This is a genomic window from Synechococcus sp. EJ6-Ellesmere, from assembly GCF_024345875.1.
In the GTDB taxonomy this organism is placed as follows: domain Bacteria; phylum Cyanobacteriota; class Cyanobacteriia; order PCC-6307; family Cyanobiaceae; genus Regnicoccus_A; species Regnicoccus_A antarcticus.
Genome location: NZ_JAGQBY010000012.1, coordinates 1 through 24,093, shown reverse-complemented (window position 1 = coordinate 24,093; position 24,093 = coordinate 1). Strand labels below are relative to the sequence as shown.

Sequence of the window (24,093 nt, the reverse complement as noted above, 5' to 3'; positions counted from 1 at the left end):
CGTGCATCTCAGCGATGGACCCATCGCTGAGTGGGGACTCGGCCAGGCTCGCCGGTACCCCCGCGAGGATCTCCATCACCCATGGCCGAGGTTCCGGTCCAGCCCGCCCGCATCCGCCCCGCCCCTTGGTGGACCCGGGCCTTTCATGCCTTCAACCTGCTGGTGCTGCTGGTGATGGCCGGCAGCGGCCTGCAGATCTACAACGCCAATCCGGTCTTCGGGGGGAGGGGGGGCGCCACCGTGCCGGAGCTGTTCACCCTCGGCGGCTGGCCAGTCACCGGCTGGTGTACGCCCTGATGCTGATCCTGCTGGGCTTCAGCCTGATCACCGGCCTGGCGATGTACAAGCCGGCCCAGTTCTGGTGGCTCTCGGGGCTGTTCTCCTTCGGTGAGGCCTTTGGTGTCACCGCCTGGTAAACCCTGCGGGTGTGCCATTTCGCCACGATCCCCGCCATCGCTCTGCTGCTGATCGCCCACGTGCTGCTCTTGTGGCGGGTCGGTGGGATGCGCCTGCTGCGCGCGATGGTTCCCTGAGCTTGGCGATGACCAGTCCCCTCGATCCCGTTTCTCCGCTCAGCCGTCGACGGCTGCTGGGCCTGGGGGCGTCGGCTGGCTCCAGCCTGCTGCTCGGGGGCTGCGCCCTCAATGGCCTCAGCGAGCAGGTGGGGCAGATCAGCGAGCCCCTCAACCAGCGCCTCGAAGTTCTGCTGCAGGGCCGTGGCCCGGTGCCGGAATTTCGGCCCGATCAGGTGGATCCTGAGGCGCTGCTGATCAACAGCTTCAACGGCACGCCCCGCCTGGATCCCGGCAGCTACCGGCTGCGGGTGGAGGGCCTGGTGAGCCGGCCGCTCCAACTCGATCTGGCGGCCCTGGCCGCCCTGCCCCAACACAACATCACCATGCGCCATGTCTGCGTGGAGGGCTGGGCGGCGATCGTGGTCTGGTCGGGCGTACGCCTGGCCGATGTGCTCCACCTGGCGGGGATCTCACCCCTGGGTGGCTACGTGGAGATCGAGTCGGCCGATCAATATTTCGAGAGCTGGGACCTGCCCTCGGCCTTCCACCCGCAGACGCTCCTGGCCACCCCGATCAAGCTGGGCTACAAGCTCAGCAAGTGGGTGACGCGCCTGCGGGTGGTCTCCAGCCTTGGCGTGCGTCGCGGCACCTGGGAAGACCAGGGCTACCTATGGTTCGCGGGCCCGTGAGCCCCGCCGTCCTGGCCGTGGATCCTTCCGCCTGGCTGGAGCCGCTGCTGCCGGCCCTGCGCTCCCCCGCCGGGGCTATGGCGTTTGTGCCTCTCTATGCCCTCTGGGTGACGCTGCTGCTGCCGGGGGTCTGGGCCTCGATGCTGGCCGGGGCGCTCTACGGCACCGTCTGGGCCAGCGTGATTGTGTTTCTGGGGGCGTCGCTGGGGGCGATTGTCACCTTCCTGCTGGGCCGCCACTGGCTGCGGGGCTGGACCCGCCGCCGGCTGCAGGCTGCCCCGAAGCTGCTGGCGATCGAGCGGGCCGTGAGCCAGGAGGGACTGAAGCTGGTGCTGCTCACCCGCCTCTCGCCGGCCTTCCCCTTCAGCCTGCTCAACCTGGCCTATGGCCTCAGTGAGGTGAGCCTGCGCGACTACCTGATCGGGCTGCTCGCGATCCTGCCGGGCACGGTGCTGTTCTGCGCCCTGGGTGATCTGGCCGGTGATGTGGCCCGCTTCGGGGAGGTGCTCCACGGTGAGGCGGATGCCGGCACCTGGGTGCTGCGGATCCTGGGGCTGGTCGCCACTGCGGGCACGATCTGGGTGGCGGGACGGGCGGTGAGGCGCGCCCTTGGGTAGGGATTGACGCATCCGCCCCCTATCGAGCCCAGCGTCGCGGAGCTGCCTGTAATCGATCGTGCTTGAGTGCGCCGCCCTGTTCATCTCCGAGCTCCATCTCGTCTCCAACCAGTGCGAGGCCCGGGAACTCAGTGCCTTCTTCAAGCTCATCCGCCCTCAGTTGCTCGACCTGGTGGGGGATGTCATCGATCTGCGGGCGACCCGCCTCAACGCAGGCATGAGCGAGCGCTTCTGGCGTGAGGCCAGTTCGGCATAGTTCGCTCGGCCGCATTCGGACTGGATCAGTCGGAACATGCCCTGATCGGTCGGAGGCAGGATCATGGCAAGCGCCAACTGTGGACGTGTCTGTGTCTGAGGCGACAGGGAAGAGTCGCATGTAGGCCCATGGGAGGTGGTCTGGACTTCAATCCCATGGACATAACCCTGGCCTAATCAAGCTTTAACGACAGCGCAGGGGCTGTTGCCGGAGGGTGATGACCCTCAACCGTCCAAAATCTCCGTGCCGGCCACCAAAGCGATCAAGTCCCTCTTCTCCTTCCTGGAAGAGGGAGTCTCGTCCCGCCGCTCCTTTTTCTCGGGTTCGTTGGGATTCGAAGATCGCTTCGGCCGCGGCCGCGGCAAGCCCCCGGCACCGGCCAATCCCCTGCTGGCCAGCATCGACCTTTCGCCGACGCCTCCCGCCCCCGGCGCCGCCCCAACCGAGCAGTTCCAGACGGAGATCTCCGCTTACGTGAACGTACGCGGCAAGCTTTTCATCCTCTCCTCCGGCGGTGGTAGCACCCTGCAGGTGACCGATGCCACCGATCCCTCTGCCCCGAAAGCGCCGCAGCGGGTCACCTTCGGTTCCTACATCAGCCAGTCGGTGGCCACTCACGACGATCTGGTGGCCGTTGCCCTCTCCCCCAGCGACTACGGCATCAACGCCGGCAAGGGGCTGGTGCGTTTCTATCGGATTGACAAGTCCGGCAGCCTCACCCTGTTGAAGGACGTGAAGGTAGGTTATCTGCCCGACGGTATCGCCTTCAGTGACGATGGCAAGAAGCTGGTGATCGCCAACGAGGGCGAGCCGATTGCGAACTACGCGATCGATCGCCCCGGCAGCATCGGCATCATCGACATCAAGGGCAAGGAAGGCAAGGAGAAGTTCACCTACACCGACCTTGGCTTTGCCGGGCTCACCCTGCCGGATGGGATCCGCATCTCCGGGCCGGCAGGAACCACCCAGGCCACGGACATCGAGCCGGAGTACGTCTCGATCCTGGGGAACTATGCCTACGTGACCCTTCAGGAGAACAACGGCGTCGCCAAGGTCAACCTCAAGACCAATTCGATCGAGAGGATCTTTGCCCTCGGTAGCGTTGACTTCAGCACCCAGCTCGTCGACATCACCGACCGGGACGGCCCCAGCAACACGCCCCTGATCAAGCCCACCCTGGGCAACAACGTGGCGGGTCTGCGGATGCCGGATGGGGTGGCCGCCTTCAGCACCAAAGGCAAGGACTACTTCATCACCGCCAACGAGGGCGATGGTCGCGAATACGGCACCTACCTCGATGAAACCCGGCGCCTGGGTCGACTCAAGACCCTCAGTGAAGACACCACCGCCCCCTTCACCGCCTTCGGCAGCCGCAGCGTCAGCATCTTCGATGCCAACAGCGGTGCCCTCGTCTGGGACAGCGGGAACACCCTGCAGACCATCGCCATCGCCGCCGGCGTCTACGACGACACCCGCAGCGATGACAAGGGCGTTGAACCTGAAGGGGTGGTGGTCAAGAAGCTGAACGGCCGTACCTACGCGATCGTCAGTGCCGAACGGGGCACCAGCAGCCTGCTGGCGGTGTTCGACATCACCCAGCCTGCCCAAGCCAGCTTCGTCACCAGCACCGTGCTGGCGGGCAGCGTCTCACCCGAGGGCCTGCTGGTGATCGACGCCAAGGACAGCCCCACCAAGCGCGATCTGCTGGTGGTGTCCAACGAGGTGTCGAACACCCTGAATATCCTGGATCTCGGCGCGCTGATCGCCACTCCGCCCGTGGCAGGAGCCGGCACGTTCACCGCCACCCAGCTCAAGGATGTGGAAGGTGGTGACACGCTTCAGATCAGCAGTCTGATCACTGTTGGTGAGTTCACCAATGGCCTCACGGCCGGCGGCCCTGTGTATGTCCCCACGGGTATCTTCGATGGACAGGGTGCCTTCGATAATGGCGATGGCACCTTCACCCTGTTGGTGAACAGCGAGGTCTCCGCCAGCCGTGGTTACCAGTACCTGCTGGATGTGATGACCCCGGGCGGCAGTGGTTTCGAGCAGAAGATCGTTGATGGGGCCCGCATCAACCGGCTAATCGTCGACAAGGACGTCGACGACGATGCCAGCAACGGCTTCCAGGCGGCTGTGATCGGCGGTGGCCTCGCCTACGACAAGGTGGTGACCAATGACGCCATACCAGGTTTCGATCGCTTCTGTTCCGCCAACCTGATGGAGGCGAACACCTTCGGATCTGGCCTCGGCTTCGTGGATCGCACCTTCCTGGTGGGGGAGGAGACCTCTGCCAACGGAGGTGGCATCTTCTACGCCCTCGATGTGGCTGGCCGCACCCTCTACCAGGTGGCCGGCGTTGGCAAGGGGGCCTGGGAATCCGCCACCCTGGTGGACTCCGGCAACCCCGGAACCGTGGCCATGCTGCTCTTCGATGACGGCTCGGCAGCTCCGGATCAGGGCTCTCCCCTTTATCTGTGGGTAGGCGCCAAGGAGGAAGGCAGTTCAGATTTCCTGCGCCGCAACGGCCTGGCCGCGGATCAGGGTTCCCTCTACGTGTGGAAGACCGATGGGGTGGCCAACACCCCTGCGGGCCTGGACACCGTGGCCTTGGGTGCACCCGTGGCCGGGTACTGGGTACTCGTTGGCAGTGGCATGGACGTGGCCGCCGGCACCGGCTACTTCGCCACGGCCGACAGCCAGCGCACCTACGCCCTGGACACCCTCGGCGCCATGCAGTTCCTGCGCATCGAGGATGGGGACGTCAATCCCCTCGATGGCTCCCAGGCGGCCTTCAACACCACCGGGGGCACCTACAGCGCGGGCATCCTCAGTGGCGATTACTACGGCACCACTTACACCATCGACTTCAACGGCGCCTTCGATGGCAGCGGCCAGCTGCTCACCGGTGCCGGCAATGCCTTCACCGATCTGCGGGTGATCTCCGATGCCGATCGGCTCGGCGCCGATGCCATCACCGGGGTGCGCAGCCCCGACAACATCGCCTGGGGAAGCGATGGCTTCCTGTATGTCCAAGAGGACAAGTCCACCCGCGATGGCACGGCAGCCGGCCAGTTCGGCCCCCAGGAGGCTTCCATCTGGAAGCTCGATCCCAATGCGATCGATCCGATCGCCGGAGCCGCCGCCGAACGCTGGCTCCAGGTGGACCGCACGGCGGTACCGGCGGCCTACGGCCAGAGCGATGGCAACCCCAGCCAGGTGGGCAACTGGGAAACCTCGGGCATCATCGAGGTCTCCGGGATCTTCGGAGCCGCCCCCGGCAGTGTGTTCCTCTCCACGGTGCAGGCCCACAGCCTCATCAACGGGAACATCGTGGGCAACCCCTATCTGGCCGAGGGGGGCCAGCTGAATCTGATCCAGCAGACCCCGCCGTTGATCTGATCCCTCCTGTTCAGGGCGGCCCCAGCCATCCGGCCCCTCCTTCGAGGGGCCGGATGGCTGGGGCCAATCCCGCAGACCGGCGATCAACACGAACCAGGCGAGTCGCAGCCTCGCGCCGATCCCCTCCCGCCCGGCCAGCTCGGTGTACTTGGCGCGGCCGCATTCGGTCTTGATCAGCCGAAACACGGGGGGTTCGGCCGTTCTCTCGTGCAGATCTGGCGATGCCATGTCACGGGAGAGAGTTGACCGCCAGCCTAGGCAGGGTCGCCGCCGTCGCCCCCGCTCCCCTTACCCTCAAGCAGCCCCTCCCCCACCCAGTACCAGTTCCTCCTTCGCCGAGGCTCCCGCCGCCCGCACCGCCTGAATCCAGATTGTCACCATGCCGGTGATCCGCTGGCCGATGAACGGGGCCAGGAACAGCACTACAGGTTTCAGCTCCATGGCCTCTCCCATCACTCAGGGGTAGCCGATGTGTCCTGTATCAGGCCAGGCACAGTTTCGTTCGGCCGCACGTCGTCTTGATCCAGCGGTGCATGGAGGGTGAGGTGTGTAGTGATTGCATCGGGCCTGCTCTTGAGTCCTGGCAGCAACAATCGCCTGCGCCAAGATGGAGTCCATTCCCCTCGCTCCCCAAGTCCCTCTTGCTCCCAGGATCCTCAGGTTGTTATGCAGCCCTTGGTGCAGCGGTTGCTCTCTCGCCCCTGATGCTGCATCCGGGAGCGGTGGCCTCTCCAGCGATCGGGCCCGCCCCGGTGCTCGCCACCAGCTTTCAGGCCCGCTGCGCTGGCAGCCCCTGCACCATCGTTTTGGATGAGCGCGGGATCGCCGGGCCGGCTGGCTTCATCCCGGCCGCAAGCATTAGCAGCTGGGTCACCAATGGCGCAGGGGGCGACCCTCCGGGCCTGGGGGAAGTGGTCAGCGCCAGCACCATGAACACGATGAAATCGGCGGCGGCTTTTGTGGTACCGGTTTACGTCAGCGCACCGCTGGGTCTGCTCGGTGGGCTGCTGCGCGGGGCTGGCTCCAAACTGGATGGGGAGGATGGACCACGCCGCTTCCTGGTGGTGGGCCAGGGCCGTGACGGGCGGACCATCGAGCACCAGTTCGAGTTCGTGAACCAGAAGCCGGCCCGCCAGGTGCGCATCGCCCTGGCGATGGTCACTGGACTGGCGATGGGGGAGACCCGCTCGTCGGTGCCTGAACCGCTTCCCCCCCAGGGGAACGCCCTCGCCTCCAGCGGCAGCGGCGACTGGCAGGCCTACCTGCAGGAGCATGGCCTGGTGGAGTGGGCCGCCAGCAACCCGCAGTTGGCGGAGGCGTTGCGGCAACGGCTGTCCCAGGCACCTTGAATTCCACGTCGGACTGGGACTTGCCAGCAGGGTGATCTCCACCCCATGCGCACGCGTCCATGCATCGCAGCTTTGAGTCCCTTCTGCTTCCGCTGGGTGACTCTGTTGTTGCCGGCGTAGGGACTTCAAGCTGGCCGACGCCCTTTACGGCACCTGTCTGTGCACCCCGTGGCTTCGATCTGGATGGCTGGCGGAGGTGGTTCCAGTGGCGTCGGCTCGCTCTAGGACCAGTCGCGGATTGCGGCGATCCCGACGAACCAGGCCAGCCGCAGCTTGGCTGCCACCCCAGGGCGGGAAGCGAGTTCGGCGTATTTGGCGCGGCCACACTCTGATTTGATCCAGCGGTGAATCGCCGGTTCGGTGACGGGAGCGCTCATGGGGACATTCGACTTGTGAATAGTGCCTGCTCTTTGATGACGTCTGGCTTCTGGACCACTCTGGCGTGCGCCACCTCTGCTCTGGGCAGCCCCCGGGCAGTTCCGGCAGGATGCGGCCACCTGCCTGCGGCTGGAATCAGCCCCGACTCCTGGTGCGCCTCCGCTCAGCTGCCCTCGTCGTTCTGCTGGCGCCAGCACCGGCCCTGGCTACCCCCTACGCGGCCCTCTGCGGCGAGGGGCCGTGCACGATCCGCCTCGATGCCAGCGGGATCGAAGGGCCTTCGGGGTTCATCCCGGCCGGCCGTATTGCCCAGTGGTTCAACGACAGCGAGCAGCGTCGCGGCAACGGGGTCGGGAATGCGGTTGCAGGCGCCGGCAACCTGTTGATGACGTCCGCGGCCTACGCGGCACCGTTGGCCCTGGGCTCCACCTATGTGGCGGCCCCGGTGGGACTGGTCAGCGGCCTGGTCCGCGGGATGTTCTCCGGCTTCCGATCGGGCAACAGTGCTGACCTGAGTTTCAACGTCGTCGGTTATGACACCAGCGGGCAGAAGATCACCCATCAGTTCCGCTTCGTGAACCCGAAGCCGGCTGGCCGCCTGCGGGCTGCGTTGCCTTTGGTCAGTGGGCTGGCGATGGGGCAGACCCGGTCACTCGATGCTCTGCGCCTGGCTGACACCACTGCGGGGACCCATTCCCTGCTGCCTGACCGGCTCGATGCCATCGACCCGGCTGCCGCTCCGTTCCCCGATCCCTCCTCAGTTTCAGCCCCTGCGCCTGCCAAGGCCACTGCAGGTGGATGGGAGCGTTATCTCCAGGACCGGGGCCTGGTGGATTGGGCGGTTGCGAATCCCCACCTGGCCGATCAGCTCCGGCAGAAGGCGTTCCCCTCCCCAGCGCTACGGCCCAATGGCCATCAAAGCCCGTAACCCCGCTTCATCCAGAACCGGCACCCCCAGGCCTTCGGCCTTTGCCAGCTTGCTTCCGGCTTCGGCGCCGGCCACCACGTAGCTGGTCTTCTTGCTCACTGAGCCGCTCACCTTGCCGCCGGCGGCCTCGATCAGGGCCTGGGCCTGGCTGCGACTGAGGCTGGGCAGGGTGCCGGTGAGCACGAACGTCTGGCCGCTCAGGTGCCCGGCCCCGCCAGGGCCGCCGCCCTCTCCCTCGACTCCTTGCTCCCCCTCGGCGGCTGCCAGGGGAATCCCCAGCGCCTGCAGCTCGGCCAGCAGCGCGCCGTTGGCCGCTGTGGCGAACCACTGGCGCAGGGATTCGGCGATCTCCCCGCCGATGCCGAACACCGCCGTGATCACCTCCGGCTGCTCCGCCGCGGCCATGCCCAGGGTTTCAGCCGAAGGGAAGGCCCGCGCCAGTGCCTTGGCGTTCACAGCTCCCACGTGGTGGATGCCCAGGCCATAGAGCTGCCGGTGCCAGGGTTGCTGCTTCGAGGTCTCCAGGGCGGCCACCAGGTTGGTCGCCGAGGTCTCCCCCATCCGCTCCAGGCTGGCTAACAGGGCCGCATCGAGGCGGTACAGATCGGCGATCGAGCGCACCAGGCCCCGGTCCACCAGCTGCTCCACCAGCTTGGCCCCCAGTCCATCCACATCCATGGCTCCCTTGCTCACCCAGTGACGCAGGGCGCCGCGCAGGATCGCCGGGCAGCTGCTGTTGACGCAGCGGGTGGCCGCTTCACCCTCCTCGCGCACCAGCGCCGAGCCGCATTCCGGGCAGCTGCTGGGCAGTTGCAGCGGCGCGGCTCCCGGCGGCCGCAGTTCGGCCAGCACCCGCACCACTTCGGGGATGATCTCGCCGGCCTTGCGCACCACGATCGTGTCGCCGGCGTGCAGGTCCAGCTCGGCCAGGCGGTCGGCGTTGTGGAGGGTGGCCCGGCTGACGCTGGTGCCGGCCAGGGGCACCGGCTCGAACTCGGCCACTGGGGTGATCACTCCCGTGCGGCCCACCTGGGCCACGAGGCGCAGCAGCTTGCTGGGGGCCTCCTCAGCGGGGTACTTGAGGGCGATCGCCCAGCGCGGCGCCTTCTGGGTGAAGCCGGCATCGGCCTGCAGACGCAGGTCGTCGAGTTTCACCACCACGCCGTCGGTGGCGTAATCGAGGGACTTGCGCTGCTCCTCCCACTGGACGAAGAACCCCTCCACCGCCGCCAGTGAAGGCAGCAGCTCGGCGTTGGGGTTGACGCGGAAGCCGGCCGCCTGCAGCCACTGCAGGCTCGCCCACTGGCTCGTCGGGCGGGCGGGATCCCCTTCGCCGGGCTGCCAGCCGTCCGGCAGATGCAGGGTGTAAGCGAAGAAATCGAGCCGCCGCGCCGCCACCACCTTCGGATCGAGCTGGCGCAGGGTGCCGGCGCAGGCGTTGCGGGGATTGGCGAACAGGGCTTCCTGCCGCGCCGCCCGCTCGGCGTTGATCGCGGCGAAGGTGGCGTCGGGGATCAGGGCCTCGCCACGCACCTCTGTCCATGCCGGCGGGTTGTTGATCTGAAGGCGCAGCGGCACACTCTGGATCGTGCGCACGTTGGCGGTGATCTCCTCGCCCCGCTCGCTATCGCCGCGGGTAGCCGCCCTCACCAGCACACCGTGCTGGTAGCTCAGGGCGAGGGCGTTGCCGTCGATCTTGAGCTCTCCCACCATCGCCAGCGGAGGCAGGGGCGCCCCAGGCTCGGGCGTGCGGTCGAGCACCTTGAGCAGCCGGGCGTACCAGGCCTCGAGCTCCTCCAGGGAGAACGCGTTGTCGAGGCTGAGCAGGCCGATGCGGTGCTCCACGCTGGTGAAGCCCTCCGCCGGTTCACCCCCCACCCGCCGGGTGGGGCTGTCGGGCCTGATCAGCTCGGGAAAGCTGCTCTCCAGCTCCAGCAGTTCGCGGTAGAGCCGGTCGTAGACCGGGTCCTCCATCACGGGCGCATCGAGCACGTAGTAGGCGTGGGCGGCCCGTTGGAGCAGCTGACGCAGTTCGGCGGCCCGGTGGCGTTCGGCGCCGTTGGAACTCGGGTTCGGGGCCGGCAAGGTGGCCGGATCAGGAGGCGCTGGGCTGGTCACTTCAGACGGCACTTCGGTTGGTGCTGTGGGGGTCGGCGCTCGGCGGCTGCCCATCGCCTGGGCGGCGATCGATACGACCTTGCCACCCTGGCGCTAAGTGCTGCGGTGTTGTCCCACAACGAGCCTCGGCCCCCGTCTGCGGCTCAAGCATCCTCTGATTGCCGCTGCCTGAGGTGGTCTAGCAACCACCGCAGGCCAGATAATCCAGGTAGAAAAAGATGTTCGCCGCCTCGGAGAATGGTGAACTCTGCCAGGCCGCAGACGCGATGCCGATGGGGCTGGTACACGAGAAAATCGTCGGCACGGTCGCGCCTTCCGATGATGGGATCAGTGCGATCGCCTTGGGCGATGAAGTCGCCATTGTTGATCCACTGCGACTGAACAAACTCGAATTGCCTGGCCGGAAACGCATTGATCACCGCCAGCACCAGGCCGCGGTCCATGCCGTCATCCTCCAGTTGCCCCTCCGGCAAAACGGGGCCATAGGCAGAGCCACGCCTCAGAAGCACGTGGAGATCCGCATCGGAGATGGAGTCCTTGAGTCCATCACGAGGGTTGGCGCGACGGATGTGGCTTCCTAGGGGGGTGATCCGTCCCTGGGGATCGCTGTCGTAATAAAGAAAATCATTATTCTTCAGAGGATCCTTGGCCAACTCGGGCTGATCACGATCGGGAGACTGATGCATGGGGCAACCGCTCCGCCAGCGGCCCATCATCTGAGCAGCCAATAACTCTTGCGCATAGTCATCGTCACTATTGTCGCGCAGGAATCGTCGAAATAGGGCAACATCTTGATAGATCATACGCAAGGACACATAGGTGCCATTGCGCCAGAACTCGCTGGGGCCGGCGCCTGTTGATATCTCGCCTTTGGCATTGTGATAGCCAAGCACGAACTCACCTGGAGGACTGACGGTCTGACCCGGCAATGGCTCACCTCCTTGCCCCACGATGAAGGGTCTGGTCAGGCCATCGACGAAGCCGAAATGTTCACGCTTAGTCGGCGGCATGCCGACATCTAAGCGATAAATCAGCTTCAGCCCCGGCAGCTCCGACAAGGCTGCATGACCGACAGCCAACTTGGCCTCCCTCAGTTCAGGGCTGCCTGCCATGACATGCAGGGCGATATGAAAACCATTCAGCGCATGGGGCATGACCCACTCCCTGGGAGCACTGCGGCCCACGTCGCCCAGAAACTCACTGCGCGCCGCCATCCCTTGCTGCACCTCAAGGGGGAAAGCAGCAAGAATGTCTGGATGCAGACCGAGACGCCGCAATCCTTCGTGGCTGAAAACCACATTGATCCAAGCGTTTTCGGCCGGTGCCTGCCAATCGGCCGCTGAGGTGAGATGGGGAAGAAGTCGTTCTAACAGTCTGAGCGATTGGGTGGGATCTTCAATCTCAAAGATGAGATAAGCTCCGAAATAAGGGTTCGGGCGACCCCGAAGAACGGTGCCTTGAATATCATCAAGCTCCAGGGCCACATCGGGTCCGGAAAGTGTGTCGGGCATGGGGAGGAAGTGATTCTTGTTTGCTGCCTTGATGAGCGCCGTTCTTAGCTGGCTGCATCCAGTATGGTGTTGACGGCAGTGAATACTTTTTCCATGCGTGCAATATCCTTAGCGGAATAGTCGGGATAGGCAGCATAAAAAGCATCCGCTGTGTGTGCCTGATCATGAATGAGTTTGGCGGTCTCGGGATCAGAGGCACTGCCATAGCCCTCCCACACCCCTGGCATCAGCGAATCAAACCATGGACCCGCCTGTTGGATCACATCGTCGAGGTAGACAAGAAAGTCACCGTCGTAGATGGCACTGATCATGATGCGCGTATCATCATCAAACAGGTGCACCGTGAAGTGATGCACTGTGCCAATTCGTGATTCCCAATAGCCAGCTTCTTCCTGGAAGCGCCCGATGCGCTGCCGGAAAAGGTCACCGCCACCTGGCAAAACGTGGCCGATCACCACGATTTCGCCTCGCTTGCCAATTCGCTTGCCGGGGCCATCGGGTTGCTGGCTGATCGGTTGCTTGTGATTCTGAATCTGGACTTCAATGGCTGGGTCGGAATGGGTCATGGCTGATCTCTTGATGGTAAGTGGCAAAGAATTGAAAAACTCAGGTACTAAGCAGGCACAAAGGGATCCGTGCAGATCGATTCGCGTTGGCGAACGATCTGACCATCCCGCCAGTGGCAGACAACCATCAGCATGGCCCGCTGGTCTGCAGCATCTGAAGAGCTAGCGGTCACGGTGCTAATCGTGCAGGTGCGTTGCCCATCCTCACTGGCAAACGCATCAAGATAGGGGTCGCAGTGGATGCGATTGCCTGGATACGCGGCGCAATAGGCTTGCCCACGGCGGAGGTGCTCAGCTTTATCGTGTGGCTGGCTATCGCCATTCATCCACCCTTGAAAGTTGTCAGCGATCAGGCTGCCGTAAAGCTCCCAGTCCCGCTGATTCCAGGCGGCATCAACCTGGTGAATACGTTCAAGATTATCCATGTGATTTCTCTCCGGTCAGCTCAGATGCGGCTTTGGAGAATGGGCAGCCATGCCAACCGCCACTGCGCTGCGCTGCTGAGACTTCATAAATACCGCGGCGCATCTGCAGGATTGGATCGTCGGTTGCTTCCACGCCATCGGTGAGCACCGTTGGGTCATGATTCATGACAGGGTCACCAATCTCTTCCTCTGTAATCGGAGCCACAATGGCCAACCTCCCGATCTCAAGCCTGCGCCTTGCCTCGGGCCAAAGGGCCGTGGCATCATTGATCGGATCACCACTTTCAGCGAACTCAAGAATCATGGAGTATTCAACGGGTTGCTTACAAACTCTCTCGTTGAACTCGCTAAAAAGAATCTCAGTGTCCAGCTCTGCCAAATCATTAACGGATCTCCCCTCTTGTCCCAGTACGGGTTCGAAATGAATCCTGGCCACACTCTCTGAGCTCTCGCTATTCATGAACCGGAACGCGTGCACGGCGTGAAATGCTGTGGTCGCGAAGCTCACAGGCGCCGGCGCCTGCTTCCGCATCTGGATGACAGCTGCTGTATTTGGATTGGCGGCAATGAAAGTTTTCAGTCCCTCCTTGTTCATCGGCCCTCCGGCCACCTCAGGCTTGCCGGCATCCAGCATTTCCTGCAGCTGCGGCATGCTATTAACAACGAATAACTTCTGACTCAGCATGACGATATTCGTGAATCTGCCATTGGGCAGATAGAAACGGATTGCCATACCAATGGTATTGCCGAAGTGGGCAAAGGGATCGCCACCACCTTTGGAGATCCGCACAGTAACGGGAGTCTTTTCGCCGGTCAGGTAGGCGGCACGACTGATGGGTGCTGCGTCAGGGTTGGCCTGAAACCAGCCGCAGAAGAGTCGGCCGTCAGCATGCAGTGCCCGGTAACCGTCAAAGTTGCCGAGAACAGCACGTATCTTGTCAACGATTTCCTCCGCGCAATCATATTGAGTCAGTGTCATTCAGTGGTTTATTCATTTTTCCTCTTCACTGTATGAGAGCTGCCCCGTTGATGTCTTCTACATTGCGCTGATGCCAAGTCTGGGGAAATTGTACCAATATCACCTGCTGGCACGTGTTAGCTGGGGCCTCGGTGACGTGGTCCCCGTCAACCGGTCCAGGGTGAATGAGAGTCCTCATCGGGCCCAGGGTCGCCTAAAAGTCTGTCTGGGTAATTCTTGCTGAGCCTGTCAGCATTGGCTTTGGTCGGCGGGTCTGTCCGCTTCCCATGACCCAAAACTGTTCCGGCGCAGTTGATCAGCTTGCACCTGCTGATCTGATCAGCTTCCTGAAAGCGATCCCCGATGGTCGCTACAGGCGTGGTGTCCGATACCCACAGTGGTTCCTGCTGCTGGTGGCTGTGCTGGGCATCCTGAGCGGCTGCAGGAGCTCCCGCGATCTGGAGGCCTTTGCCAAGCGTCACCGCAAAGCCCTGAACCAAGCCCTGGGCCTGGATTTCAAGCGCTGGCCCTCTGACGCCACCTTCCTGTATCTATTCAACAAGGCCCACCTGCAGCAGTTCGGTGAGGTGCTCCAGGCTTGGATGATCAGCCAGATCCCCGGCGGCACCGAGGGTCTTGACCAGTTGGTGTGCGACGGCAAAACGCTGCGTGGCTCAGCGATTGAGACCGAGGAGGGCAACCATCGATTCGTTGCCCAGGTCACGGTCTATGCCCGCGCTCTGGGAGTGGCCTTAGCCCAGAAGGCTTACGACACCCACGAGTCCAGCGAGCGAGCTGCCCTCAAGGAGTTGCTGAGCGGCCTGGAGCTTGAGGGGGTGGTCATCCAGGCGGATGCGCTACACACAACACAAGCGTTTTTCGATGGTGCTACTCCTTCGGAGAAGACTTCGTCTACGCCCAGGGGGCCGACGTGTGCCTGACGATTAAGAACAACCAACGCACCCTGCGCCGTCAGGTGGCCTGCCAGTTTGAAGGAAAGCGTCACATCCCTTTTGTGGCAACGGATCGCGAGAAACGCCACGGTCGTAACACCGTCTGGACGCTGAGGGCAAAAGAAGCTCCCGAGCACATCAAGGCGAACTGGCCGGGCTGGGCCTGGATCGTTGAGGTGATCGCCGACACGACCACGCGCAAAGGCAAACGGGAGCTCAGGCAGCACCTGTTTATCACTAGCCTGCGAACAGCCCCAGAAGCACTGCTACGACTGATCAGGCAGCGCTGGAGCATTGAGAACGAATGGCACTGGGCCCGCGACGTCCAGCTCGGCGAGGATGCCCATCGCTACGCCAATCGGAATGGCGTCCCGGTGTTTGCGTTCCTGCGGACGGTGGTGATGAACCTGCTCAGGCGCGGTGGCTACCGCTCGATTCGCCAGGGATTTCGGGAGCTGGCCTACGACATCGAAGGGATGCTGGCTCTGGGAGGCGTGACGATGGCGGCGAAGGTCCCTTGACCAAACTTTTAGGCAGCCCTGCCGCATGACCACGACCACCCACTCTCATTCGGGCTGGACCGACGAAGGGTGTCACGTCATCGGTGTAATGTTTGCGCAAGGATTTCGTGGTGGAGCCGCTGGTCATGGGGGTTGCTCAAAACCTTTTCCTGGGAAGCACGGTGTTTGCCCACGTGCACACTGCGGCCAAGGCCTATGCCAGCTATGTGGAACAACAGGGTTTGTTTCGCGTTACCGAATGCAAGGCATTTCGCCCCACAGACTTATTTCTTGTTCGTCATGCTGCCATTCGCCTTGATGGCGTGGCCATCGTGGCTCTGGAGTCGGCTTCGTTGCTACTGGGTTTTGATGGCAGAAGGCTCCCAGCCCTGATCCTGTGCCATGAAGGGGAGTGTCATCTGCGCCAGGGGAAGCGCCGCTATGCATTGCATGATGGCGATTGTTTGTATACCCGGTTAGACAAGCCACGGCTGGAAATCAAGGAGCTCAGTGCTGGGATTCTCATCGCCATGGTGCCGGAGCGATTGCAGCAGATGGCTGAAATAATGTGCCGAAATAAGATCGACCCCGAAACACTGAAGCGGCGACTGACTGGTGAGCCCGGAGAGGGTGTTCAGGCATCAATCAGCCTATTGGCAGCTCCGCTTGCCCAAGCCATTAAGCAGGTGGTCGTGCTGATCGATCAAATGACGTCAGCCGATGAGAGCTGGCCTGCGAGTCTTCGCCTTGATGATCTTGTGCTCCGTTTGGTGGTTCATCACCTGGTGCCGGAGCTGTGCAGCCATGCTGCTGTTCCGAATCCTTGGCCAGGCGTCACGCGCGTCAGCCAGCCCGATCTCGACAGCCTCTGCGATTGGATGCGAGCCAATTGTCATCAGGCGCTGACCATCAATGACCTTGAACAACGTCTTCACTACAGTCGCCGAAGCCTGCAACTTGCTTTTCAGCGCCGTTTTGGTTGCGGGCCGATGCAGTGGTTGCGTGAGCAGCGGCTGGCGGCAGCCCATGAACGCCTGGAAAATCCCCTGCCAGCCGACACTGTGAGTAGTATTTCTCAGGCTGTTGGCTATAGGAGTTTGGCAAGTTTTAGTCGCGAGTTTAAACGGTATTATTGTTGCAAGCCCTCTGCCCTTTTGCGTCAGAGCGAGCGGCACGACTGAATGGTCGAAGGCATTGTGGGGGTAGGAGGGACCACTTCCAGATCGCAGGGGCTTAGCCTCCGGTCTTATGAAGCCGGTCCACCTGCCAGGCCTCATCCACCTTCACAAAGTTCGTTACTTGTGGGAGGGGCGGCTGGCTCCGATGGGGCACCAAGACGGCAATCGGCTGGCCGCGCACGGTGATCGTGAACTGCTCGCCGTTCTCCAAGGCCCGCAGCAGCTGGGAGAGCTGGACCTTGGCCTCGAAGGCACCGATGCAGGAGTCCATGACTAAGGCGCGGTAGGGCTGCGGGGCTGGCTGGATGGGACAGATGGATCTGGTCTGTCGCCTAGTTTAATGAGGATGCAGTCAGTGAACTAGCAGCAGGCCATGGCTCTCCGTGGCGCCTTCTGGTTGCCGTTGGCGTACTGCACGCTAGGCAGACTGCCAGTTTAACCAGGCTAGCAACTCGGGCTTGCTGGCGTCGATGGTTGGTCTCAGCCGGCGCCCACCTTCTGGATGCGGTCGACCCGCCAGGCTTCCTCCACCTTCACGAAGGTGAAATCGAGCGGCAGTTCGTCTTTCGCCTCCGATTTGAGCTTCACGGTGAGGATGATCTGGCCCTCCTGCAGGCGGGGCCGACCCGATTTGAGGTTGCGGTACTTGTTGAGCTGCAGCCCCGCCAGGAAGCGGATGAACTGCTGCCGGTTCACGTGGGAGCGGTAGTTCTTGGTGGTGAGCAGATAGGCCCCGTCGATCTGGCCGGAGGCCACCTGAGTGAAGAACTGCTTGAGCAGCGGGTTGATGCCGCGGGCGCTGATCACCAGGCGCACGGCGGTGTAGGTCCAGTAGAGGAGCAGAGCCCCAGCTCCGGCCAGCAGGGCCTTGGTGCCGATCGTTTGGGCCAGACCCCAGTCCATCGTCTGCATGCGCGCGTTCAGGTTTCAGAGTCTGACCGACGGCCCCGCCACCCCGGGATCGAACCCTTCACACTGGGTGAACGGTTGATCCACCCGTCTGCGGCATGCCTCTGGAGCCACTGCTGCCCTTGTTCCATCGCCTCGACCGGGAACACTTCGGCGGCGCCCTGGCACCGGGCGGCCGGCCCCTCCTGGATTTGCGCTGGAGCGACGGACGCATGAGCCGCACGGCCGGCCTCTACCGCCGCGGGCGCCGACGTGATGGCTCGGCCCTTTGTGAAATCGTTCTCTCGCGGCCAGTCCTGGCCCCCCTGCCCGCCAACGCCACACTGGGCACCCTCTGCCACGAGATGATCCACGCCTGGATCGACCGTGTGCTGCAGGCCCGGGAGGTGCACGGCCCCCATTTCCGTGCGGCCATGGCCCGGATCAACGCCGTCCAGGGGGAGTTTGAGGTGAGCCTGCGTCACCACTACCCCCTGCCGCTGGTGTCGGCCCCCTGGATTGCCCGCTGCCCCTGCTGTGGCGTCAGCGCGGCCTACCGCCGCCGGGTACGGGGTCTGGCCTGCCGGCTCTGCTGCGAGCGGCTGCATGGCGGCCGCTGGGATGCCAGCTGTGCCCTGGTGTTCGAAGCGCGTGCGGCTTAGGGTTCCGCCAACCGGCCGGTGCCTGTGGAACTGTTTCTGTGGGTGCTGCAGGGAGGGGGTGTCTCGATCACCCTGCTGGGTCTGGGGCGAGAACGCTGGATGCGGGCCCACCGCCTGAGGCTGCTGGGCCCGCTTCCAGCGCCGGGCCGGTAGCTGATGTACGGCCGTTAAGGTCGGATCACATCGGTTGCGATGGCACAGGCGAGGGCCATGAACGGTTCGGGTGATCCTCCCCGCCGGGGACGTCGCCGCAGCGGCGGGTCTCTGGATCAATGGATGTCGGCGGGACGGCAACTGGTGGATGGAGTGGCCGGGGCTCGCCCTGGCTCACGTCCCCAGGCCCGTGGAGCCGAGCGCCGAGCCGGCGGACGCCCGGGTCTGGAGGGTCTGGGTCGCTGGGTGGAGAACCGCATCGACTGGTTCCTCGAAGGTGACGACGACTGGCCGGAACCCTGGCAGGAGCGGGCTGAGACCCCAGAACGCAGGAGGCCCCCGCTGCGCCCGGACGTGGCGCCGTGGGAAACCGAGAGCGAGCGTCAATCCCAACCCCAACCCAAACCCCAGCCAGCGGCCAGGGCCGGGGCCTTTGAGCCGTCGCCAGGAACCCGCCGGCCCCTGGAGGCCATCTCCCGCCGGGCGGCCCCCCTGCTGCCTCCGTCCAGGGGCCAGGACTCCGTTCAGCCTGCGCAATCAGACATTCAGCCGCGGCAAGCGCCGCTCGAGCCGCCACTGCAGCCGGACCCCACCGGGTCAGTCCCCCCTGGCGGGCGGCCCCTGCCCCGCTCCAGCCGCCGTCCGCGCCGAGACTGAAGCCCTAGCCTGAAGCTCATTCCCGACACTCCCCAGCGTCCATGAGCAACCTGATCGTGGTGGGTTTTCCCAAGGTTGAAGAGGCTGAAGCCGTGCGCAAGGAGCTGGTCTCCATCCAGCAGGAGCATCTGATCTCCCTGGAAGACGCCGTGGTGGTGGAGCGCGATGCTGATGGCCAGGTGCACCTGCGCCAGGCCATCAACCTCACCGCCGCCGGCGCCCTGGGGGGCGGTTTCTGGGGGTCGCTGGTGGGGCTGCTGTTCCTCAACCCCCTGCTCGGTGCCGCCGTCGGCGCCGGCATGGGGGCGGCTTCCGGGGCGCTCAGTGATCTGGGCATCAACGACGGCTTCCTGCGGGAGCTCGGTGAAACCCTGCCCAAGGCCAGCGCTGCCCTCTGCCTGCTGGTGCGCGACGCCACGCCCGATCGGGTGGTGGAGCGCCTGCGCAGCTTCGCACCCCACGCCAAGTTGCTGCGCACCAGCCTCAGCCACACCGATGAGGCCCAGCTCAGCGAGCTGCTGGAGAACAGCCGCAAACAGGCCGAAGCCCTGCGCCTGGGCTGAGGCTCCCAGGCCCCGGACGCTCAGTGACTGCGGTGCACCCGGCTGCGGCCAGGGGCCGTCTGGCCGTGGTGCGGGGCGGTCTGCTGGGGCCTGGAGGGATGGTGACTCACCTGGAAGTCCCAGCCCTTGTCCTGCAGCTGACGGTTCACGGCTCCCACCAGCTCATGGGGAAGATCTTCCGCCATCTGCTCGGCTGAGGTGATGATCGAGGGGGAGCCCTGCTTCAGGGCCCAGAGCAGTTCCGCCCACTGCTCCACCAGGGTGGGTTGATGGGTCTGCCGAGGGGAGTCGCTCTCAAGGGCGGCGGCGCAGCCGGTCTGCTGCCAGAGGGTGGCGCGACCCCTGTGCAGGCCCTGGCCACTCGCCCGGGCCAGGCCCAGATGCAGTGCCTGCTCGGTGGGGCGGCCATCGAGCTGGCGCAGCCCCGCCTGAATCAGCAGGCGGCCGCAGCTCACGGCCGAGAGGCCGAGGGAGCGCCCCAGGTCGGTGAGGGAGATCCACTGATCGCCGGCTTCGGAGGCCTGGGCGCCGGGTGCGGTGGATTCCGCGGAAGAATGCCCTCCTGGGCTTCCAAGGGTGGTGGTCATCGTCAAGCAGGTGGAGCCGATGCCGCCATCCTGTTCAGATCCCCCAGAAGCGCAAGTTGTCAAGTGGAAACCGCCACAGATCACGCTGACTTCATGAAACTTTATGGAGATCTGCGTCGTGATGACTCGCTCCCAGCCAGCGCTCCAGCGCCGGTGAGAACACTTCCCGGATCACCGTGAGTTCCCGGCCCTGCCGGAAAAAGCGGTAGTGGCGGCCCCAGAACCGTCCCCTTGCGGCGAATCCCCGCTCCAGCCAGTCGGCGTTCACCTGGGCTAGGCCGTCCACTTCCCGGAACAGCTCCGCCCGCTCACTGGTCAGGCTCAGCCAAATGGGTTGCTGCCGGTCACGCAGATACATCTCGGCCTCCGCCTGGTTCCACCAGCTCTCGGCCCAGGCCAGAGCCTGGCCGTTGCAGCGCAGCCACACCTGCCGCCGCAGCAAAGGCGGGACCAGCTCCGCCACCTCGGCGGGCGGGCGGGCCTGAGCGGCATCAGGCAGGGTTGTGGAACACCCTGGCACGAGCTCAGGCCCCATGGCGATCAGATCGATCGTGATCGGTGTGCCGCTGAGCAGGTGCAGATGGCGGGTGGGGCTGCCATCACCCAGAAGCAACAGCTTCCAGGCACCGCTGAGCTGGGCGCCAGCCCGGGCGTTGAGCACCTCACTGATCGGAGCTTCCCAGAGCGGTGTGGGGGACACCCATGGCCTGGTGAGCAGGGAGTCGGCCATCAGCCTCAGCTCAGGGGGTCCAGGCTAAGGAAGGCCAGCAGAGCACCGGGACGACGATTCCTGAGCCTGACTTTCCAGGAGCCTGCCTTCCCTGGCGCCTGTCGCTCAGAAGCCGCCGCTGATGCTCACCCGTTGTTGCTGGCCGTTGCGTTCGATCACCACGGAGTTGCCGCTGGCGGAGCGCAAGCGCCAGCCGGTGGAGCCGATCGCCTCCCCCACCGATGCGCTGGTGGAGCTGCCGCCCATCTGGAAGATGGCGGAGCCGCTCTGACCAGGCACCTGCACCACCCCCACCAGCTCGGGGGAGCCTCCATCCGCTCCAGGGGCAGGCATGGCGGGGGCTGGGGGAGCCCCCCGGGTGATCGTGCCGCTGACGGGAACCCGCAGCGGCGGGGCGGCCGAAGCACGGGAACTGCTCTCAAGCGGCCCCAGTTCCTGCACCCAGGCTTCCTCCGGCGGCGGCGGTGGCAGCCCGTTGGCGCCGCCATCGGCCATCTGGCCTGCAGGCTGGACGGTGGCGGAGGCCGTGGCTCCGGGCTCGGCAGCCCCCAGGGGGCCCACCGAGCGCAACCGCTCCAGCAGTTGCAGGGTGCGCTCCTGCTGCAGAGCGATGCTCGCCTGGGTCCAGCCGCGCCACACCAGCAGGGTGCTGCCGGCTCCCAGCACCGATAGGAGCGCCATCAACACCAGCAGTGGCCGTTGCTGCCTGGAGCGTGCGGCGGCTGAAGCGGCGGCCGTGGAGCTATGGGGCCGGGGTACGGACCGGCTTCCAGCCGTGGTTGTTGGCCGTAGGCGCGGCGGCGCGTCGTGCACCACCACATCGATAGGCGCGGGATCGCCGCCAGGCTCCATGGTCAGGCTTGGCTCCGGCTGGCGCGGGTCGCGGCTGTAGCCCTCGAGGGTGGGGCGCTCCCCGGCATGGATACCCAGGGCCGGCAGACCGGAGGAAAAGACCCGGTCCATCACCTGCTCGGCCTTCAGCTCCCAGAACGCCCGGGAGGAGGAGATGGGGCGTTGATCACCGCCCATAGCCGATGGGCTTAGGAGTGGATTTTCGCGATCGTAGTGGTGGTCTCCCGATTCGACAATCGCTCCTGCTGACACTCACGGCGGCGGCGCAGTTCCAGCCACAGCAGCAGGGCGGTGGTGTCGGCCGGGCTCACCCCGGGGATGCGCGAGGCCTGCCCGAGGTTCAGCGGCTGCACGGCGGCGAGTTTCTCGCGGGCCTCTTTGGAGAGTGTGGCAATGGCGCTGTAGTCGATGCCGCCCGGGATCGGCCGCTGGTCCTGCTTGCGCACCTGATCAATCTGTTGCTGCTGGCGGGCCAGGTAGCCGCTGTATTTGAGATCGATCTCCGCCCCCTCGCGCACGCCAGCCGGCAGGTCGGCATCGGCCAGGCCCAGGTCCACCAGATCACGGCTGTGGAAGCCGGAGCGGCGCAGCAGATCGGCGAGGGTGATCGATCCCTTGATCGGCGCGCCCGAGCGGGCCTCAGCCTCCGGCGCCACCGGGTCGCTGACTTTGAGCCGCACCGTTTCCAGCCGCTGCTTCTCGGCGGCAATGGCGGCCTGCTTGGCCTCGAACAACCCCCAGCGGCGGTCGTCGATCAACCCCAGCTCCCGGCCCAGGGGGGTGAGGCGGCGGTCGGCGTTGTCTCCCCGCAGCGCCAGGCGGTATTCACTGCGGCTGGTGAGCACCCGGTAGGGCTCATGCAGATCCTTGGTGACCAGGTCATCGATCAGGGTGCCGATGTAGCTGCCCTCGCGGGGGAAATGCACCGGTTCCTGGCCCCGCAGCAGCCGGGCGGCGTTGAGTCCGGCCACCAGGCCCTGGGCAGCGGCCTCCTCGTAGCCGGTGGTGCCGTTGAGCTGGCCGGCGCTGAACAGCCCTCGCACCCGCTTGGTCATCAGTGAGGGCAGGCACTGAGTGGCGGGCAGGTAGTCGTACTCCACGGCATAGGCGGGACGCAGCATCACGCAGTGCTCAAGGCCAGGCAGGGTGCGCAACAGGTCCAGCTGCAGCCGCTCCGGCAGGCCGGTGGAGAAGCCCTGGATGTAGAGCTCAGGGGTGTCGCGGCCCTCCGGCTCCAGGAAGATCTGGTGGCTTGGCTTATCGACGAAGCGCACGATCTTGTCTTCGATCGAGGGGCAGTAGCGCGGGCCCTTGCTGTCGATGAAGCCCCCGTAGATGGGCGTGAGGTGGAGGTTGTCGCGGATGAGTTGGTGGGTGGCGGCCGTGGTGCGGGTGAGGTGGCAGGCCATCGGCTCACTGCTCACCCAGGCGGCGGGATCAAAGGAGAAGTAGCGGCCCTCGGCGTCGCTGGGTTGTTCTTCGAGCTGATCGAGGGCCACGCTGCGGCGATCCACCCGGGCTGGGGTGCCGGTCTTGAGGCGGTCGGTGTGGAAACCGAGGGCCTGCAGCGCTTTTGTGAGGCCTTCGGAGGCCTGCTCGCCGGCGCGGCCGGCGCTCATCGACTGATTGCCCACCCAGATCTGGCCCCCCAGGAAGGTGCCGGTGGTGAGGATCACGGCCGGCGCGGCATAGACACTGCCGAAGAAGGTGCGCACGCCGGTGATCCGGCCCACGGCTCCGTCGCCAACCTGGTTCGGGCCGTTGCCCTCCAGGTCCACCTCAAGCCCCGTGACCATCGCTTCGCGCAGGTGGAGGTTGGGGGTGTGCTGCAGCAGCTGCAGCATCTGGCGCGCGTACTGGCGCTTGTCGGTCTGGGCGCGCAGGGCCCACACGGCCGGGCCACGGCTGGCGTTGAGCACCCGCTTCTGCAGGGTGGTGGCATCGGCGAGGCGGCCGATCACGCCGCCGAGGGCATCCACCTCATGCACCAGCTGGCTCTTGGCCGGTCCGCCCACCGCCGGATTGCAGGGCTGCCAGGCGATGCGATCGAGGTTGAGGCTGAACAGGGCCGTTGAAATCCCCAGCCGCGCCGCGGTGAGCGCCGCTTCGCAGCCGGCGTGGCCGCCGCCGACCACGATCAGCTCGAAGGTTTCGCTGGGGGCTGCACTGAGGGCCATCAGGTCAATGTATGGCGCCCAGATCGCTGGGAGGCTCCACGGCGGCGGCGTAACTGGTGTCTTCGGTGCCGCCGATCCGGTCCCAGAGCGTGAAGTAGAGCCCGAAGTGCACACCCGGGTGGCGATGGTGCAGCGAATGGTGGGCTGGGCCGATCACCCAGCGGCCCAGCCAGTGGTGGGGGAAGCCGCTGGGGAGATAATCAAGGCCGAGGTGATTCACGATCGCCCAGACCGTCATGGTGCTCAGCACCGCCAACAGGGTGATCAGGTGCAGCGGCACCAGCATCACCAGCAGGACCAGCACCAGCGCCTGCACCAGAGCTTCAGGGGGATCGAAAGCGAAGGAGGTCCAGGGGGTGGGCTGGCGTGTGCGGTGGTGACCGTGGTGGCACCAGCTGTAAAGCCAGCGGTGGTGTAAGAGGCGATGGGTGGCGTAATAGAGCCCGTCCTGAAGGATCAGCACGGCGGCGTAGCTCAGAGC

General features: G+C 64.9%; 28 protein-coding genes. 14 read left to right on the top strand and 14 right to left on the bottom strand.

Annotated elements, in window-relative coordinates; all coding sequences use genetic code 11:
- Positions 1 to 81 precede the first annotated feature (81 nt).
- From KBY78_RS02345 to KBY78_RS02325, 5 genes are all read left to right on the top strand, one after another.
- Positions 82 to 297, top strand: coding sequence for a hypothetical protein (locus KBY78_RS02345; protein WP_255142160.1), 216 nt, complete (start codon positions 82 to 84; stop codon positions 295 to 297).
- A gap of 244 nt (positions 298 to 541) precedes the next feature.
- Complete coding sequence (locus tag KBY78_RS02340) at positions 542 to 1,204, top strand: molybdopterin-dependent oxidoreductase (protein WP_255142159.1); 663 nt, start codon at positions 542 to 544, stop codon at positions 1,202 to 1,204.
- A complete protein-coding gene (locus KBY78_RS02335) occupies positions 1,186 to 1,821 on the top strand; it encodes a VTT domain-containing protein (protein ID WP_255142157.1) in 636 nt (211 codons plus the stop codon). The genes KBY78_RS02340 and KBY78_RS02335 overlap by 19 nt, the downstream gene beginning before the upstream one ends.
- Positions 1,822 to 1,879: 58 nt before the next feature.
- Entirely contained in the window at positions 1,880 to 2,077 is a 198-nt protein-coding gene (locus KBY78_RS02330; RefSeq protein ID WP_255142156.1) for a hypothetical protein, read from the top strand.
- A 243-nt stretch (positions 2,078 to 2,320) separates the two neighbouring features.
- Positions 2,321 to 5,479, top strand: coding sequence for a choice-of-anchor I family protein (locus KBY78_RS02325; RefSeq protein ID WP_255142155.1), 3,159 nt, complete (start codon positions 2,321 to 2,323; stop codon positions 5,477 to 5,479).
- A 294-nt stretch (positions 5,480 to 5,773) separates the two neighbouring features.
- On the opposite strand, the gene KBY78_RS02320 is transcribed toward KBY78_RS02325, so the two are convergent.
- On the bottom strand, positions 5,774 to 5,920 hold the full coding sequence (locus KBY78_RS02320; RefSeq protein ID WP_255142154.1) for a hypothetical protein: 147 nt from the start codon (positions 5,918 to 5,920) through the stop codon (positions 5,774 to 5,776).
- Positions 5,921 to 6,183: 263 nt separating this feature from the next.
- Here KBY78_RS02320 and KBY78_RS02315 point away from each other — a divergent pair, with 263 nt between their 5' ends.
- Positions 6,184 to 6,828: a hypothetical protein gene (locus tag KBY78_RS02315; protein ID WP_255142153.1), complete on the top strand. Its 645-nt coding sequence runs from the start codon at positions 6,184 to 6,186 to the stop codon at positions 6,826 to 6,828.
- A gap of 221 nt (positions 6,829 to 7,049) precedes the next feature.
- On the opposite strand, the gene KBY78_RS02310 is transcribed toward KBY78_RS02315, so the two are convergent.
- Positions 7,050 to 7,205, bottom strand: a complete 156-nt coding sequence (locus tag KBY78_RS02310; RefSeq protein WP_255142152.1) for a hypothetical protein — start codon at positions 7,203 to 7,205, stop codon at positions 7,050 to 7,052.
- A gap of 152 nt (positions 7,206 to 7,357) precedes the next feature.
- Between KBY78_RS02310 and KBY78_RS02305 the strand changes: the two genes are divergently transcribed.
- Positions 7,358 to 8,134: a hypothetical protein gene (locus KBY78_RS02305; RefSeq protein ID WP_255142151.1), complete on the top strand. Its 777-nt coding sequence runs from the start codon at positions 7,358 to 7,360 to the stop codon at positions 8,132 to 8,134.
- Here KBY78_RS02305 and ligA read toward each other — a convergent pair.
- From ligA to KBY78_RS02280, 5 genes are all read right to left on the bottom strand, one after another.
- Positions 8,105 to 10,219 carry an NAD-dependent DNA ligase LigA gene (ligA, locus tag KBY78_RS02300; protein ID WP_399215161.1) on the bottom strand — a complete coding sequence of 705 codons (2,115 nt, stop codon included), beginning with the start codon at positions 10,217 to 10,219 and terminating at the stop codon, positions 8,105 to 8,107. The genes KBY78_RS02305 and ligA overlap by 30 nt on opposite strands.
- A gap of 176 nt (positions 10,220 to 10,395) precedes the next feature.
- Positions 10,396 to 11,763 (bottom strand): hypothetical protein, encoded by a 1,368-nt coding sequence (locus KBY78_RS02295; RefSeq protein ID WP_255142149.1) that lies wholly within the window; start codon positions 11,761 to 11,763, stop codon positions 10,396 to 10,398.
- Positions 11,764 to 11,807: 44 nt separating this feature from the next.
- Positions 11,808 to 12,329, bottom strand: a complete 522-nt coding sequence (locus KBY78_RS02290) for a hypothetical protein (protein WP_255142148.1) — start codon at positions 12,327 to 12,329, stop codon at positions 11,808 to 11,810.
- Between the two features lie 47 nt (positions 12,330 to 12,376).
- Complete coding sequence (locus tag KBY78_RS02285) at positions 12,377 to 12,754, bottom strand: nuclear transport factor 2 family protein (RefSeq protein WP_255142147.1); 378 nt, start codon at positions 12,752 to 12,754, stop codon at positions 12,377 to 12,379.
- Positions 12,747 to 13,733 (bottom strand): catalase, encoded by a 987-nt coding sequence (locus KBY78_RS02280; RefSeq protein ID WP_255142146.1) that lies wholly within the window; start codon positions 13,731 to 13,733, stop codon positions 12,747 to 12,749. The genes KBY78_RS02285 and KBY78_RS02280 overlap by 8 nt, the downstream gene beginning before the upstream one ends.
- Positions 13,734 to 13,999: 266 nt before the next feature.
- Between KBY78_RS02280 and KBY78_RS02275 the strand changes: the two genes are divergently transcribed.
- The 3 genes from KBY78_RS02275 (at position 14,000) to KBY78_RS02265 (ending at position 16,346) form a co-directional block, all read left to right on the top strand.
- Positions 14,000 to 14,653 carry an ISAs1 family transposase gene (locus tag KBY78_RS02275; RefSeq protein WP_255142145.1) on the top strand — a complete coding sequence of 218 codons (654 nt, stop codon included), beginning with the start codon at positions 14,000 to 14,002 and terminating at the stop codon, positions 14,651 to 14,653.
- A complete protein-coding gene (locus tag KBY78_RS02270; protein WP_255142144.1) occupies positions 14,644 to 15,186 on the top strand; it encodes an ISAs1 family transposase in 543 nt (180 codons plus the stop codon). Before KBY78_RS02275 ends, KBY78_RS02270 begins: the two co-directional genes overlap by 10 nt.
- A 92-nt stretch (positions 15,187 to 15,278) precedes the next feature.
- Positions 15,279 to 16,346, top strand: coding sequence for a helix-turn-helix transcriptional regulator (locus KBY78_RS02265; RefSeq protein ID WP_255142143.1), 1,068 nt, complete (start codon positions 15,279 to 15,281; stop codon positions 16,344 to 16,346).
- A 52-nt stretch (positions 16,347 to 16,398) separates the two neighbouring features.
- Here the strand turns inward: KBY78_RS02265 and KBY78_RS02260 are convergent, their stop codons facing one another.
- Both KBY78_RS02260 and KBY78_RS02255 read right to left on the bottom strand, forming a co-directional pair.
- Positions 16,399 to 16,614: a type II toxin-antitoxin system Phd/YefM family antitoxin gene (locus KBY78_RS02260; RefSeq protein WP_255142142.1), complete on the bottom strand. Its 216-nt coding sequence runs from the start codon at positions 16,612 to 16,614 to the stop codon at positions 16,399 to 16,401.
- Positions 16,615 to 16,823: 209 nt separating this feature from the next.
- A complete protein-coding gene (locus tag KBY78_RS02255; RefSeq protein ID WP_255142174.1) occupies positions 16,824 to 17,246 on the bottom strand; it encodes a hypothetical protein in 423 nt (140 codons plus the stop codon).
- A 104-nt stretch (positions 17,247 to 17,350) separates the two neighbouring features.
- Between KBY78_RS02255 and KBY78_RS02250 the strand changes: the two genes are divergently transcribed.
- From KBY78_RS02250 to KBY78_RS02235, 4 genes are read left to right on the top strand one after another with little or no spacing between them, the layout of a single operon-like run.
- On the top strand, positions 17,351 to 17,893 hold the full coding sequence (locus tag KBY78_RS02250) for a SprT family zinc-dependent metalloprotease (RefSeq protein WP_255142141.1): 543 nt from the start codon (positions 17,351 to 17,353) through the stop codon (positions 17,891 to 17,893).
- Positions 17,894 to 17,911: 18 nt separating this feature from the next.
- On the top strand, positions 17,912 to 18,046 hold the full coding sequence (locus KBY78_RS02245) for a hypothetical protein (RefSeq protein WP_255142140.1): 135 nt from the start codon (positions 17,912 to 17,914) through the stop codon (positions 18,044 to 18,046).
- A gap of 57 nt (positions 18,047 to 18,103) precedes the next feature.
- Positions 18,104 to 18,703 (top strand): hypothetical protein, encoded by a 600-nt coding sequence (locus tag KBY78_RS02240; RefSeq protein ID WP_255142139.1) that lies wholly within the window; start codon positions 18,104 to 18,106, stop codon positions 18,701 to 18,703.
- 41 nt (positions 18,704 to 18,744) lie between these two features.
- Positions 18,745 to 19,266 carry a DUF1269 domain-containing protein gene (locus tag KBY78_RS02235; protein WP_006172581.1) on the top strand — a complete coding sequence of 174 codons (522 nt, stop codon included), beginning with the start codon at positions 18,745 to 18,747 and terminating at the stop codon, positions 19,264 to 19,266.
- 20 nt (positions 19,267 to 19,286) lie between these two features.
- Here the strand turns inward: KBY78_RS02235 and KBY78_RS02230 are convergent, their stop codons facing one another.
- The 5 genes from KBY78_RS02230 to KBY78_RS02210 form a co-directional block, all read right to left on the bottom strand.
- The gene (locus KBY78_RS02230; RefSeq protein ID WP_255142138.1) at positions 19,287 to 19,853 is read right to left on the bottom strand and encodes a hypothetical protein; all 567 of its coding nucleotides are present in this window, start codon (positions 19,851 to 19,853) and stop codon (positions 19,287 to 19,289) included.
- A 91-nt stretch (positions 19,854 to 19,944) separates the two neighbouring features.
- Positions 19,945 to 20,583 (bottom strand): chorismate lyase, encoded by a 639-nt coding sequence (locus KBY78_RS02225; RefSeq protein WP_255142137.1) that lies wholly within the window; start codon positions 20,581 to 20,583, stop codon positions 19,945 to 19,947.
- A 105-nt stretch (positions 20,584 to 20,688) separates the two neighbouring features.
- Positions 20,689 to 21,612 carry a hypothetical protein gene (locus KBY78_RS02220; RefSeq protein WP_255142136.1) on the bottom strand — a complete coding sequence of 308 codons (924 nt, stop codon included), beginning with the start codon at positions 21,610 to 21,612 and terminating at the stop codon, positions 20,689 to 20,691.
- An 11-nt stretch (positions 21,613 to 21,623) separates the two neighbouring features.
- Positions 21,624 to 23,612, bottom strand: coding sequence for a tRNA uridine-5-carboxymethylaminomethyl(34) synthesis enzyme MnmG (gene mnmG, locus KBY78_RS02215; RefSeq protein WP_255142135.1), 1,989 nt, complete (start codon positions 23,610 to 23,612; stop codon positions 21,624 to 21,626).
- Positions 23,613 to 23,616: 4 nt separating this feature from the next.
- Positions 23,617 to 24,093 (bottom strand): sterol desaturase family protein (locus KBY78_RS02210; RefSeq protein WP_255142134.1); only part of this gene is annotated, 477 nt, incomplete at its 5' end.

Coding starts and splice junctions, on each gene's coding strand:
- KBY78_RS02345 (WP_255142160.1), top strand. CDS start 82: ATGGCCGAGGTTCCGGTCCAGCCCGCCCGCATCCGCCCCGCCCCTTGG.
- KBY78_RS02340 (WP_255142159.1), top strand. CDS start 542: ATGACCAGTCCCCTCGATCCCGTTTCTCCGCTCAGCCGTCGACGGCTG.
- KBY78_RS02335 (WP_255142157.1), top strand. CDS start 1,186: ATGGTTCGCGGGCCCGTGAGCCCCGCCGTCCTGGCCGTGGATCCTTCC.
- KBY78_RS02320 (WP_255142154.1), bottom strand. CDS start 5,920: ATGGAGCTGAAACCTGTAGTGCTGTTCCTGGCCCCGTTCATCGGCCAG.
- KBY78_RS02315 (WP_255142153.1), top strand. CDS start 6,184: ATGCTGCATCCGGGAGCGGTGGCCTCTCCAGCGATCGGGCCCGCCCCG.
- KBY78_RS02310 (WP_255142152.1), bottom strand. CDS start 7,205: ATGAGCGCTCCCGTCACCGAACCGGCGATTCACCGCTGGATCAAATCA.
- KBY78_RS02295 (WP_255142149.1), bottom strand. CDS start 11,763: ATGCCCGACACACTTTCCGGACCCGATGTGGCCCTGGAGCTTGATGAT.
- KBY78_RS02290 (WP_255142148.1), bottom strand. CDS start 12,329: ATGACCCATTCCGACCCAGCCATTGAAGTCCAGATTCAGAATCACAAG.
- KBY78_RS02285 (WP_255142147.1), bottom strand. CDS start 12,754: ATGGATAATCTTGAACGTATTCACCAGGTTGATGCCGCCTGGAATCAG.
- KBY78_RS02280 (WP_255142146.1), bottom strand. CDS start 13,733: ATGACACTGACTCAATATGATTGCGCGGAGGAAATCGTTGACAAGATA.
- KBY78_RS02275 (WP_255142145.1), top strand. CDS start 14,000: ATGACCCAAAACTGTTCCGGCGCAGTTGATCAGCTTGCACCTGCTGAT.
- KBY78_RS02260 (WP_255142142.1), bottom strand. CDS start 16,614: ATGGACTCCTGCATCGGTGCCTTCGAGGCCAAGGTCCAGCTCTCCCAG.
- KBY78_RS02255 (WP_255142174.1), bottom strand. CDS start 17,246: ATGGACTGGGGTCTGGCCCAAACGATCGGCACCAAGGCCCTGCTGGCC.
- KBY78_RS02250 (WP_255142141.1), top strand. CDS start 17,351: ATGCCTCTGGAGCCACTGCTGCCCTTGTTCCATCGCCTCGACCGGGAA.
- KBY78_RS02240 (WP_255142139.1), top strand. CDS start 18,104: ATGAACGGTTCGGGTGATCCTCCCCGCCGGGGACGTCGCCGCAGCGGC.
- KBY78_RS02235 (WP_006172581.1), top strand. CDS start 18,745: ATGAGCAACCTGATCGTGGTGGGTTTTCCCAAGGTTGAAGAGGCTGAA.
- KBY78_RS02230 (WP_255142138.1), bottom strand. CDS start 19,853: ATGACCACCACCCTTGGAAGCCCAGGAGGGCATTCTTCCGCGGAATCC.
- KBY78_RS02225 (WP_255142137.1), bottom strand. CDS start 20,583: ATGGCCGACTCCCTGCTCACCAGGCCATGGGTGTCCCCCACACCGCTC.
- KBY78_RS02220 (WP_255142136.1), bottom strand. CDS start 21,612: ATGGGCGGTGATCAACGCCCCATCTCCTCCTCCCGGGCGTTCTGGGAG.
- mnmG (WP_255142135.1), bottom strand. CDS start 23,612: ATGGCCCTCAGTGCAGCCCCCAGCGAAACCTTCGAGCTGATCGTGGTC.